Genomic DNA, 11,472 nt, shown 5'->3' with positions numbered 1-11,472 from the left:
CCCGCTCCTCCCCCCAGGCAGGCCCTTGCGGCCTGCGGTCCGTGCGTCGGCCGGACGACGACCCCCGCGCATCAGTACGCCCCCTGCCCGTAGAGCACGGCACGCAGCGTCTTCCACAAGATCACCGTGTCCAGGGCGAGCGACCAGTCCTCCACGTAGCGGAGGTCCAGCCGGACCGCCTCCTCCCACGACAGGTCGCTGCGCCCGCTGATCTGCCACAGCCCGGTGAGCCCGGGCTTCACCAGCAGCCGTCGCCGGATGTCCGGTCCGTACGCCGCGGACTCCTCCGGCAGCGGGGGCCGCGGGCCGACGAGCGACATCGAGCCGGTGAGCACGTTGACGAGCTGCGGGAGTTCGTCGAGCGAGTAGCGGCGCAGCACCGATCCCACCCGGGTCACCCGCGGATCCCGGCGCAGCTTGAACAGCAGGCCGGCGCCCTCGTTGAGCTCGGCCAGCTCGTCGCGTGCCCGGTCGGCTCCGACGACCATGGTGCGGAACTTCAGAATGGTGAACTCCCGGCCGTCCTTGCCGACCCTGCGCTGCCGGTAGAACGCCCCGCCCCGGCTGTCCAGCAGCACGAGCAGCCCGACGAGCAGCATCAGCGGCGCGAACAGCAGCAGCAGGATCACCGCGCCCAACCGGTCGACGACCTCCTTGAACGCGCGGCGGCCTCCGGTGAAGGTCGGCATGCTGACCCGCAGCAGCGGGATCCCCAGCACCGCGTCGACGTGCAGCCGCGGGCCGGCCACCTCCATCAGCACGGGCGCCACGACCATCTCGGCGTCGCTTCCCTCCAGGTTCCAGGCCAGCCGCTGCAGTCGGTCCGGCGACCAGTGCGGGTCCGGTGTGACCGCGACGACGCGGTAGCCGTCGCGGCGGACGTGGTTGGCGACGTCCGCCAGCCGGCCGACGACCGGCACTCCGTCCAGCTGGTCTCCGTCCGGCCCGAGACCGTCCGTCGTGCACACGGCTTCCACCCGCCAGCCGAGGTGCGGGAACTTGCGGGTCCGGGTGATCAGGTCGCTCACGGTGGCCGGGCTCCCGGCGGCGAGCACCGGTCGCAGGCACCGTCCTTCCTTGCGGTGTTTGTGCAGCCAGAGGCGCAGCAGGTACCGCGCCGTCATGGTGGTGAGTGCGATCGCGGGGATCGCGACGAAGATCCACAGCTTGATGTTGCGCGAGGTGAGGGCGATGCCGCCGAGCGCCAGCACGACGGTCGCCGTGAACAGGGAGCGTCCGAGCCGGCGGAACTCCTCGGCGCCCTGGCCGAGGACGGCCGGAGCCCACGATCGGCTCACCGCCAGTGCCGCCAGCACCAGCAGCTCGGTGCCGAACGCGAGAATGCCCCACTTCTCATGCCAGTTGGCCGCGTCCCGGGACCCGAAGAAGTTCCCGATCGCCGCCACGACGAAGGCGGTGGCCACCGTGTCGCTGATGATCACGGTACGGCGGTACCGCTGCTCCCAGTCGATCGCGGACCGGCTGATGGCCCCCTCCGCCAGACGCCCACGCGTCGACGGAAACGGGCTGACTACTCCCCCCTGCCGCACAGAACCCCCCAGGTCCCCCAGTGATTCGACGTGCTCGCCTAACACTGTTCCTCCCCCCGGGAGGCCCCCGCCCTCCCGCACATGACGTGCCGGCTGTCTCGGTTACCGAGCAACCAGCCGGCGACAGCAGACCTGCCTGTCCCGCCAGACTCTCCAAGTGTTCGGGAACCCGCTGAAACCCCGGGCGCTCCCCGCACCCGAGGCCCCCCCTAGGGCCCCAAGAACTGACCACCCCACGCCTTGCGCGGGGCGCGCGACTGCTGACCTTCCGTAGCGCCGGACCTATTGATCGTTAGTGGTCGCCTCGTATCCGAACAGCTGAAGCACGGTCAATCTAGACCATCGGGGCCACGTATGGAGAGGGGATGTGTGCAATTCGTGGTCAAGCTTTGAGGTTGGCCAAAGATCGGCGACGGGCGACGGGTTCCGTGCCCTCGCGGCACGCCGGAACAGCCCGCTCGGCCCCGGCCGCGGCCCCCGTGGAGCTGCGCTTGCCGGGCCCCAACAAGCCTTCTTTAAGCCGGAGTTCGGCTCCGTTCTCGCACTGTTCACGCCGCGGTCCACGGGGGAGAGCTTGATCGACATTCGCGCCACGCAGGGGGTGATCGCCGCGCCGCAGGGCCTGGCCGTAAGGGCTGGAAAGGGGTCTGACTTAGGTTTTTACCTTCACGTGGATCATTCTTTGCATCGCCCCCGAGGTGGTTTATGTGGAGTGTGAAGCAATCGTGAAGCCCGTGAATAGGCCATCTGAATACAGGATTCCGGTATTCGGCGGCCTGCTCCTTCCACGCCCTACCGGATGCGCCTCACCCTGCGGCGCTGTCTGGCCTTGATCAGGTTGGTGCGGGCCCTGACGGTGCCGGGGTGGTCGGGACCGAGGATGCGCTCGCAGTCCGCGACGACCTTCTCCAGCATGGCGAGGCCCTTGTGGATGCTGCCCGCGTCCGAGTAGCCGATGGCGAGGTTGCCGCGGGCGGTGAGGGTGCCGGGGTGTTCGGGGCCGAGAATGCGGAGGCAGTCGGCGGTGACGCGTTCCATGAGGGTCACCGCCTTGGCGATGCGGCCGGCCTGGTGGTACGAGCCGGCCAGGTTGGCGCGGGCGGTGAGCGAGTTCGGGTGGTGGTGACCGAGGACGCGTGCGCAGTCGGCGGCGACCTGCTCCATGAGGGCGATGGCCTTCCAGGTGCGGCCCGCTTCCTGGTAGGAGCCGGCGAGGTTGCCGCGGGCGGCGAGGGTCTCGGGATGGTGGACCCCGAGGTTCCGCTCGCAGTCCGCCACGACGTGCTCCAGGAGGGCGATCGCCTCCCAGGTGCGGTCCGACTGTTGGTAGGAGGCGGCCAGGTTGCCGCGCGCCTTGAGGGTCTCGGGGTGGTGGGCGCCGAGCAGCCGCTCACTGTCGACGGACACCTGTTCGAGGAGGTCGATGGATCGCTGGGTGTGACCGGCGTGCTGGTACGCGCCGGCCAGGTTGGCGAGGGTCGTGAGGGTGTTGGGGTGGTGGGGGCCGAGCAGCCGTTGGCTGTCCGCCGCCACCTGCTCCACGAGGTCCACGGCTTGTTGGATACGGCCTGCCCGTTGGTACCCGCTGGCCAGGTTGCTGCGGGCTATGAGGGTGTCGGGGTGGTGTCCTCCGAGCAGTCGCCCGTGATCCGCCGCCACCTGTTCCAGCAGGTCCACGGCCTCTTGCGTGCGGCCGGCCTGGTAGTACGAGTTGGCGAGACAGCCGAGGGTGGTGAGGGCGCTGGGATGGTCGGATCCGAGCAGCCGGTCGCGGTCCGCCGCGACGCCTTCCAGCAGGTCGATCGACTTCTGGGTGTGGCCGCCCTGCTGGTACGAGTTGGCCAGGCTGCTGCGGGCCGTGAGGGTCTCGGGGTGATCGTGCCCGAGTATCCGCTCGGCGTCGGCCACCGCCTGTTCCAGCAGGTCGATCGCCTTCCGGGTGTGGCCCGCCTGCTGGTACGAGTTGGCCAGGTTGCCCCGGGCCGTCAGGCTGCTGGGATGGTCGTGCCCGAGCAGCCGCTCGTGATCCGCCGCCACCTGTTCCAGGAGGGCCGTGGCCCGCTGGGTGTGGCCCGCCTGCTGGTACGAGCTGGCCAGGTTGCCCCGCACCGACAGGGTGTTGGGGTGGTCGGGGCCGAGGATCCGCTCGCAGTCCGCCAACAGGCGTTCCAGGCCGTCGACCGCCTCGTGGGTGCGGCCCGCGCCCCGGTACGACCCGGCCAGGTTGCCCCGGACCGTGAGGGTCCGGGGATGGTCGGGGCCGGCGAGCCGCTCGCAGTCCGTCACCAGGCGTTCCAGCAGGCCGATCGCCTCGTGGATACGGCCCGCTTGCTGGTAGGAGCCGGCCAGATTGCTGCGGGCCGTGAGCGTCTCGGGGTGGTCGACCCCGAGCACGCGCCGGTGATCGACGGTCACCTGTTCCAGGAGGTCGACGGCGTCCTGGAGACGGCCCGCCTGCTGGTACGAGCCCGCCAGGCTGCCGCGGGCCGTGAGGGTGTTGGGGTGATCGTGCCCGAGGACCCGCTCGCAGTCCGCCACGACTCGTTCCAGCAGGGTCAGCGCCTCCTGGGTGCGGCCCGCGTACTGGTAGGAGGTGGCCAGGTTGCCGCGGACCGCGAGAGTGCTGGGGTGGTCGGGTCCGAGGAGCCGCTCGCGGTCCGCGTTCACCTGTTCCAGCAGGCCGATCGCCTCCTGGGTGCGGCCCGCTTGCTGGTAGGAGCCGGCCAGGTTGGTGCGGGCCGTGAGGGTGTCGCGGTGGTCGGGTCCGAGCAGCCGCTCGCATGCGGGTACGGCCTGTTCCAACAGGGCGATCGCCTGTTGGGTGCGGCCCGCGTGGCGGTACGCGCCGGCCAGTCTGACGCGGACCGGGGGGAGTTCCGGATGGTCTTCGCCGAGCTTCGCCTCGGCGAGGGGGACGAGGCGCTCCCAGTACGCGGTCGCGGCGCTGGGGAAGCCCGCCGAGAGGAGACTGTCGCCGGCCCGGTAGAGGACCAGGCGCCCTCCCTCGCTGTCCCAGAGGTGGTCGTGGGCGTGCCGGGCCAGCGTGTCGGTGTTGGTGCGCAGGGCGGCGGCGAAGTCCGGCTGGGACTGGTCGGTTTCGGGCCAGATGGAGACGAGGCCCTGCGCGACGACGACGGCGAGGTCGCGGAGCTCGGCCTCCGGGGTGTCCTCGAGTACGGCGCGGGCGGTGAGGGCGTGGATGCGGAGGGCACGGGGTTCGGCGGGGGTGTCGTACGTGATGAGGGCGTAGCGGTGGAGGAGCTGGAGGACGCTGTGGGCCTCCGCCTCGGTGACCGGGGTGTCGTCCGGCCGGTGGGTGGTGAGGTGGTCGAGGAGGGGGGTGGCGGCCCAGAGGGCGCGGGGGTGACCGGCGGGGTCGAGGAGGGCGGCGAGCCGCAGCGCGGGGACGGCGAGTCCCGTGGTGTCGGCGGAGCGGGCCGCGTCGAGGGAGAGGAGGAGCGCGACGGTGATCTGCCGGCCGTAGCCCTCGGTGTCGGCGGATTCGGGCAGCGCGTCGGCCAGGCGGGTGGCGCGGTTGTCGAACCGGCCCAAGTACTGGGTGCAGGTGAGGTTCTCGTTGAGCATGTGGGCGGCCGCGAGGCCCAGGGCGAGGGGCAGGTGCCCGAGGGCTTCGGCGAGGGCGGGGGCCTGGTCGTCGAGCAGGTGGCCCATGCGGTCGCCGTCGAGGCGTTGTCCGAGATAGGAGAGGGACTCCTCCGGCGTGTACACGGTGATGTCGATCCGCGTGCGCCCGCCGCCGGTGAGGCGGGCGTCGTTGAGGCGGGTGGTGGCCAGGACCCACCCCGTCCCGGTCCGGCTGACGGGCCACCAGGTGCCCAGCGTGGCCGGATCGGTGATGTCGTCGAGGACGACGAGCCACCGCCTGGACGTCGTGGCCAGCCACTTCAGCAGGGCCCGGGCGTCGGCTTCCGGGTCGTCGCCGGTCGCACCGGGCAGCTGGAGGTCGGCCGCGGCCTGGGCGTACTGGGTGATCACCTGCTGGAGTTCGGTCGCGGGCGCCCAGACGACGAGGTCGGCGCCCTCGTCGAGGAAGTCGGTGGCGCAGGCGGCGGCGAGCTGGGTCTTGCCGACCCCTCCTCCGCCGGCGAGCACCTGGGTCAGGACCACCGACCCGCCGGCCGACCGCGTCGCGTCGATGCGCTCGCGCAGGACGCTGCGTGACTGGAAGGCCGTGGCCTGCGTGGGCACCGGGCCCACTTCGACCGGCCACACCACGGCGGGGCGGGCCGGCGCGGCCGTTCCGTGGTCGGCGGTCACCTCCTCCGGCAACGTGGAGGTACCCGGGTGCGCGTGGCGGGCGACGATCCGGGCGAAGTCCGGCAGGGCCAGCGCCTTGTGGATGGGCGCGGCGTGGAGGCGGCGCCAGTCCATGGTGCGGTTGTCCTCGACGGCCACCCCCACGAGCCGGCCGTGGCAGAAGATCGCCGAGCCCGACGCCCCGGCCCACGGCCGCTTGCCCGCGCGTCCGGGTGCGGGCCAGATCCGGCAGTCCAGCACCCAGCCGGCCATGGACGTGGAGACCGCGGACAGCTCGCCGCGCAGGTCCTCGACCTGTGCGGGGCTCCCGGCGTCGGCGGCGAACGCGGGGAATCCGGCGCCGCTGTACGGCATCGCGCCGGTGCCGCCGGGACGGCCCCAGGCCACCGCGCCGCCGGTGGTCGGCACCGGTTCGTCGAGCCAGAGCAGGGCGATGTCCAGGGCGTCCGGTGGAGGGGCGTCCTGCAGCGGGTCCGGCCAGCAGACCTGCGCCCGGCGTCGTTCGAGTTCCCCGAAGTGGGTGTGGCCGACGTGGGTCTCGACCTGTTCGGCCCAGTGGCCTTCGGGCCGGACCACGTGCAGGGCCGTCAGGACCAGATGGGGGCCTACGAGATAGCCGGAGCCGCATCCCTGCGGGCCGCCGGTGGCGACCCGTACGAGGCGTCGTGGGTCCACCTCATACCTCCCACGGCCGCAGTCCGACGCCCTTCTGGTCGGGAACGGTGGCGGCGGCCGGCGGGGCGTCGGCGGAGCCCTGCGCCGCCGTGGGGGCGCCGGTCGGCTCCAGGCCGCCCTCGGCGCGGCGGATCTTGGCCCGCTCGCCGCCCAGCGCTTCGTCGTGGACCTGGAGGGTGAGGGTCAGGGTCTGGCGCAGGGTGCTGCCCAGCGCGCCGCCGGCCTCCCCGGCGACCTTGGCGCCGAACGCCCCGACCTCGACGTTCACCTTGCCGTTGCCGTCCCGGCGGAACTCCAGCTCGAGTGTCACCTCGGCCTGCTCCACCTCGAACCGGAACTGCTCGTGGGAGCCCTCGTCCTGAGCCGCGTACAACTCCTGGCGCAGTTCGCTCAGCGCCTCGGCCAGTGAAATTCCCCTGTCCATGGGATCCCCCTCGTCCAGTGACACCCTGTGGTGACGTCCCGGACAGAAGTCTGTCCTATACGCCCCACCCACCGCAGGCGTTCGCCGGTCCGTTCCCACCCCCGGGGCGCGTGGTGACCCCAGGGGATTCTGTGACGAGGGTCACGCGTGTGACGCGTGATGTTCGTGGGGTCAGATCCGCTTGATCACCTGGCGAGTTCCGCCGCTTCGATGGGGAGGGTGGTCACCGATGGATCGCGAGTGCCTGACGTTGTGCGCGGCCGACATGGGCCGGCACGCCGCCGAGTTCGTCGAGGGCGTGGCCGCCAGAGGGCGGCTGCCCCTGGACTACACGGCGGGCAGCCTGCGCCTGGTGGACCGGCTGATCGACGGGCTGCGCAGGGGTGGGGCCGGGCGGGACGAGGTGGCCGGACCGCTGACGGGCCTGGGGGCGTACGTGGGCGAGGTGTTGGTACGGGAGGCGGGGGCGGTGTGGGTGGACCTCCCGCCCGGGCACCTGCTGCGGTCCGTCTTCGCGCACCCCGTCGGGGTGCGGATGCCGGACGGACGGGTGTGGAATCCGCTCGGCCGCACGGTCAACCGCTTCGAGATAGGCCCCGGTGAGTCCCTCCAGACCTACTTCCTCACCCTGCACGGGCGCCGGTCGCCCCGCCTGAGCCGGGGTCCGGTCCGCAGAGCCGACAGGCCGTCGGCGCACACCTGTTGACAGTCTGACAGGATGAACGCCTTCCGGTCCCTCGGCGCGACCGGGAGTCCGGAACGCGTACGGTTGTGAAGAGGGTCGTGTGGGCGAGGGAACGGGGCGGGTGCCCACCGCGGCACACGGCCCCGAGCGGGACGCGGAGCTCGGCGCCGCCGTCGAGCGGGCCCGGCACGGCGACGAGGACGCCTTCGCGACGGCGTACCGGATCGTCCAGCCCGGCCTCCTCGGTTACCTGAGGGGAATCGTCGGCGACGACGCCGAGGACGTGGCCTCCGACGCGTGGCTGGAGATCGCCCGGGACCTCGGCCGCTTCCGCGGCGACAGCGCGGGCTTCCGCGGCTGGACCGCGACCATCGCCCGCCACCGTGCCCTCGACCATCTGCGCCGTGTACGGTCCCGGCCGCGCCCCACCGGCATCGAGCAGGACGTACTGGACCTCCCCGCCACGGGGGACGCGGCCGGCGAGGCCCTGGACGCCCTGTCGACGGAGCACGCGCTGGCCCTGATCGCGGGCCTGCCGCGGGACCAGGCCGAGGCCGTGCTGCTGCGCGTCGTCGTCGGCCTCGACGGACCGACGGCCGCCCGGGTGCTGGGCAAGCGTCCCGGTGCGGTACGGTCCGCGGCACATAGGGGATTGAAGCGACTTGCGCGGCAACTCACGGGGAGGGAGAGGTGACGTATGCCTGACGATCAGCGGAACGGCGCCCTGGAGGACTCCCTGCGGGCCGCGCTCGGCGCCCCGACCGGGCGGGCCCGCCCCGCCGACGGCCCCACCCCGGACGGCGACCCGACGGCGCGGGAGGCCGAGGCGCGCGCCGTCGCCGCCTTCCGGGCCGCCCGCGACGCGGGCCTGCACAGGGCACGGCCGACGCGCCGCCGCGACGACTGGACCCCCGCCACCGGACGGCGGCGCCCCGTGCGTTCCGTCAGGACGGCGGTGGCCGCGCTGATCGCCAGCGTCACGCTGGGCGGCGTGGCCGTCGCCACCGGCGGCCTCCCCGACCGTTTCCCCGGCACCCCCTCCCCGGCCCCCGAACCCCGTGCCGTCGGCAGCACGCCCGCCCCGGCCCCCGGCCGGACGAGGGCCGGGTCGACACCCCCCGGACCGCCGGAGACCAGCACCCCGGTCCACCCGGACGGCCACCCCCCGCCGCCGGCCGGCGGCCGCGACGACCTGTGCCGCGCGTACGGGAAGCCGGACAAGGCGGAGAAGCCCCGGACGCCGGAGAAGCCGGACAAGGGGCAGAGGCCGGAGAAGCCGGAGAAGCCCCGGATGGCGGAGAAGGCCGGCGAGGACGCGACCCCGGGCCAGGGCGGCTGCGGCCACCCCCCGCACCCCGGCCACGACCCGGCCGCCGGGCCCGGAACGAGGAACGGCGTCGGACCGGGCACCCCCTCGCCGCGCCCGGGCAAGGCGGCGAACGGCCGGGCGACCGCCGGGCCGTACGGCGCTACGGTTCGACCAGGCCCACCCGAATCGCGTAACGGGTGAGCTCCAGGCGGTCGCGCATGCCGAGCTTCTGCAGGATGTTGGCGCGGTGGCGTTCGACGGTCTTGGGGCTGATGACGAGGAGTTCGGCGATCTCCTTGGAACTGTGGCCCTCGGCGACGAGTTTGAGGATCTCCTCCTCGCGCTCGGTGACGGCCTTGGCGGGGAGGGGCCTGCCCTGTTCCGCGCGGTCGAGGTAGCTGCGGACGAGGGCGGTCTCGGCGCCGGGGTAGATGAACGGCTCGTCGCGTACGGCCGCGCGGCACGCCTCGACCAGGTCGCGGTCGGCGACGGACTTGAGGACGTAGCCGCTCGCGCCCGCCTTGAGCGCCTCGAAGAAGTACTGCTCGTTGTCGTACATGGTCAGGATCAGGATCCGCAGCTCCGGCCGGAGGCGGCTGAGTTCGCGGGCCGCCTGCAGACCGGTGCGGCGGGGCATGGAGATGTCCAGGACCGCCAGGTCGATCCCGCCGGAGCGGGCCAGCGCCACGGCCTCGGCCCCGTCCGCGGCCTCGGCGACGACGGTGAGGTCCGGTTCGGCGTCGAGGATGAGCCGGACTCCGCCGCGCACGAGGGCGTGGTCGTCGGCGAGCAGGATCCGGGTGGGGCGCGGGGGAGTCGTCGTACCGGACGGTTCGGTCATGGTGCCTCCGCCTTCGGGTTCCCGGCACCCCTGGTGTCCAGGCGGACTTCGGTGCCCCCGCCGTCGGCGTCGCCGACGGTGAGTTCCGCGCCGATGAGCAGGGCGCGTTCGCGCATCCCGCGGAGGCCGGCGCCTTCGGCGGCCCGTCCCGTGCCGCGGCCGTCGTCGCGGACCAGCAGACGCACCCCGCCGTGGGGCAGCAGGCGCAGGCACAGGTCGACGTGGCTCGCGCCCGAGTGGCGGGCCGTGTTGGTGAGGCCCTCCTGGGCCACCCGGTACAGGACGAGTTCGGTCTCGGGGTCGAGCGGCGGCAGGCCGGTGTCGATGCGGGGACGCACGGACAGCCCGCGCGTGGAGAACTCGGAGGCCAGGGAGCGCAGCGCGCTGTGCAGACCGAGCTCCTCCAGGACGCCCGGCCGCAGACGGCGTGCGATGCGCCGGATCTCGTCGAGGCTTGCCCGGGTGGTCTCCTGCGCCTGCCGGAGTTCGGGACGCAGCTCGTCGGGGGCGTGGTCGGCGGCGACCTTCAGCTGGAGGAGTACGGCGGTGAGGGTCTGTCCCACCTCGTCGTGCAGCTCCTGCGCGATGCGCCGGCGCTCCGCCTCCTGCGCGGACAGCACGCGCGCGCTGCTGGCGGCCCGCTCGGCCTCGAGCCGGTCGAGCATGGTGTTGAACGTACGGGTCAGGTCGGCGACCTCGCCCCGCCCCGCCACCGGCGCCCGCCGCCCCGGCCGCAGCAGGTCCGCCGTCCGCATGGCGCGGGTGAGGCGCTGGAGCGGCGCGAGGCCGATCCGGAGGAGGACCGCGTTGGCGACGAGCATGGCGAGCAGCCCGGCCACGAGGACGACCGCCTCGCCCAGGAGGACCGGGGTGGAGACCGTGACGGGACCGAACAGCAGTAGCACGGCCACGACGAGGACCGAGGCGTTCAGGAGGAAGACGCGCCAGTACAGCGACACGATCCACTCCTCCCGCCGGTAGCCGTCGTACGCCGCCGTCATCCCCTCTGACCTGCGGCGGGACCCATGTCCCCGCCCCATCCTGACCAGCGGCACGGGGTCTTGTCCATCCGTGCCGACACCCATGTCGCGGGGCTCCGGGGAGATGGCACCATGACCGGGCCACGGGGGTGGCGAGCGGAGCCGTCACCCGGTCTCCGCCCTGTGGCCGTGCCCGGCCGCCCCCTGCCACGACCGCTCACGACCCTTGGGAGGGACGGGCCTGTGCCTGCTCCGCGGATGAGAACGACACCCCTGCCCGGCATCGGAGTCCAGTACGACTTCACCACGCGGGAGCACCGGGAGCTGTCGGTCATCGCGCACCGCGACGGCACCCGCACCGTGAACGTCTACCGGGCCGACGACCCCGACGCCTGCGCCCAGTCGCTCCACCTCACCGAGGGGGAGACGGCCTCGCTGATCGACGCGCTGATGCCCGCGCACCACAGCCCCAGCGTGCTCCACACCACCGACCTCGGCCTGGTCGCCGAGCGGATCGAGCTGTCCGCCCACTCGTACTGGAACGGGCGCGTGCTCGGCGAGACGCGGATGCGGACCGAGGCGGGCGCCTCCGTCGTCGCCGTGCTGCGCCGCTCCGGGGCGATACCGTCCCCGACGCCGGCGTTCCGGCTCGCCGGCGGTGACACGCTCATCGTGATCGGCACGCGCGAGGGCGTCGACGCGGCGGCCGCGATCCTCGGACAGGAGTGAG

The 11,472-nt window shown here is 73.0% G+C and carries 9 protein-coding genes; 4 read left to right on the top strand and 5 right to left on the bottom strand.

Features of this window, described 5'->3' with window-relative positions; translation table 11 throughout:
• Positions 1-71 precede the first annotated feature (71 nt).
• The 3 genes from ACFVZH_RS30750 to ACFVZH_RS30740 all read right to left on the bottom strand — a co-directional run bounded on the left by ACFVZH_RS30750 (position 72) and on the right by ACFVZH_RS30740 (position 6,927).
• The gene (locus tag ACFVZH_RS30750) at positions 72-1,550 is read right to left on the bottom strand and encodes a sugar transferase (RefSeq protein ID WP_384902396.1); all 1,479 of its coding nucleotides are present in this window, start codon (positions 1,548-1,550) and stop codon (positions 72-74) included.
• A gap of 792 nt (positions 1,551-2,342) precedes the next feature.
• Positions 2,343-6,503 carry an FxSxx-COOH system tetratricopeptide repeat protein gene (gene fxsT / locus ACFVZH_RS30745; protein WP_384902394.1) on the bottom strand — a complete coding sequence of 1,387 codons (4,161 nt, stop codon included), beginning with the start codon at positions 6,501-6,503 and terminating at the stop codon, positions 2,343-2,345.
• A 1-nt stretch (position 6,504) separates the two neighbouring features.
• Positions 6,505-6,927 carry a trypco2 family protein gene (locus ACFVZH_RS30740; RefSeq protein WP_384902392.1) on the bottom strand — a complete coding sequence of 141 codons (423 nt, stop codon included), beginning with the start codon at positions 6,925-6,927 and terminating at the stop codon, positions 6,505-6,507.
• Positions 6,928-7,156: 229 nt separating this feature from the next.
• Between ACFVZH_RS30740 and ACFVZH_RS30735 the strand changes: the two genes are divergently transcribed.
• From ACFVZH_RS30735 to ACFVZH_RS30725, 3 genes are all read left to right on the top strand, one after another.
• The gene (locus ACFVZH_RS30735; protein WP_384902390.1) at positions 7,157-7,633 is read left to right on the top strand and encodes a hypothetical protein; all 477 of its coding nucleotides are present in this window, start codon (positions 7,157-7,159) and stop codon (positions 7,631-7,633) included.
• 100 nt (positions 7,634-7,733) lie between these two features.
• Positions 7,734-8,306, top strand: a complete 573-nt coding sequence (locus ACFVZH_RS30730) for an RNA polymerase sigma factor (protein ID WP_384902388.1) — start codon at positions 7,734-7,736, stop codon at positions 8,304-8,306.
• Between the two features lie 3 nt (positions 8,307-8,309).
• On the top strand, positions 8,310-9,122 hold the full coding sequence (locus ACFVZH_RS30725) for a hypothetical protein (protein WP_384902386.1): 813 nt from the start codon (positions 8,310-8,312) through the stop codon (positions 9,120-9,122).
• Here the strand turns inward: ACFVZH_RS30725 and ACFVZH_RS30720 are convergent.
• Positions 9,082-9,762 (bottom strand): response regulator, encoded by a 681-nt coding sequence (locus ACFVZH_RS30720; RefSeq protein WP_384902384.1) that lies wholly within the window; start codon positions 9,760-9,762, stop codon positions 9,082-9,084. The two genes, ACFVZH_RS30725 and ACFVZH_RS30720, sit on opposite strands and share 41 nt — an antisense overlap.
• Positions 9,759-10,721: a HAMP domain-containing sensor histidine kinase gene (locus ACFVZH_RS30715; protein ID WP_384902460.1), complete on the bottom strand. Its 963-nt coding sequence runs from the start codon at positions 10,719-10,721 to the stop codon at positions 9,759-9,761. The genes ACFVZH_RS30720 and ACFVZH_RS30715 overlap by 4 nt, the downstream gene beginning before the upstream one ends.
• 279 nt (positions 10,722-11,000) lie before the next feature.
• Here ACFVZH_RS30715 and ACFVZH_RS30710 point away from each other — a divergent pair, with 279 nt between their 5' ends.
• Entirely contained in the window at positions 11,001-11,471 is a 471-nt protein-coding gene (locus tag ACFVZH_RS30710) for a cation:proton antiporter regulatory subunit (RefSeq protein ID WP_384902382.1), read from the top strand.
• Position 11,472: the final 1 nt, after the last annotated feature.

It is taken from the genome of Streptomyces sp. NPDC059534 (assembly GCF_042743475.1).
Lineage (GTDB): Bacteria > Actinomycetota > Actinomycetes > Streptomycetales > Streptomycetaceae > Streptomyces.
The sequence above is the reverse complement of the archived record's forward strand: the minus strand, read 5'-3'. Positions and strand labels throughout refer to the sequence as shown.

What these genes read in the sequence shown, in the direction of transcription:
- ACFVZH_RS30740 (WP_384902392.1), bottom strand. Translation starts at nt 6,927, where the DNA reads ATGGACAGGGGAATTTCACTGGCCGAGGCGCTGAGCGAACTGCGCCAG.
- ACFVZH_RS30735 (WP_384902390.1), top strand. Translation starts at nt 7,157, where the DNA reads ATGGATCGCGAGTGCCTGACGTTGTGCGCGGCCGACATGGGCCGGCAC.
- ACFVZH_RS30725 (WP_384902386.1), top strand. Translation starts at nt 8,310, where the DNA reads ATGCCTGACGATCAGCGGAACGGCGCCCTGGAGGACTCCCTGCGGGCC.
- ACFVZH_RS30720 (WP_384902384.1), bottom strand. Translation starts at nt 9,762, where the DNA reads ATGACCGAACCGTCCGGTACGACGACTCCCCCGCGCCCCACCCGGATC.
- ACFVZH_RS30710 (WP_384902382.1), top strand. Translation starts at nt 11,001, where the DNA reads ATGAGAACGACACCCCTGCCCGGCATCGGAGTCCAGTACGACTTCACC.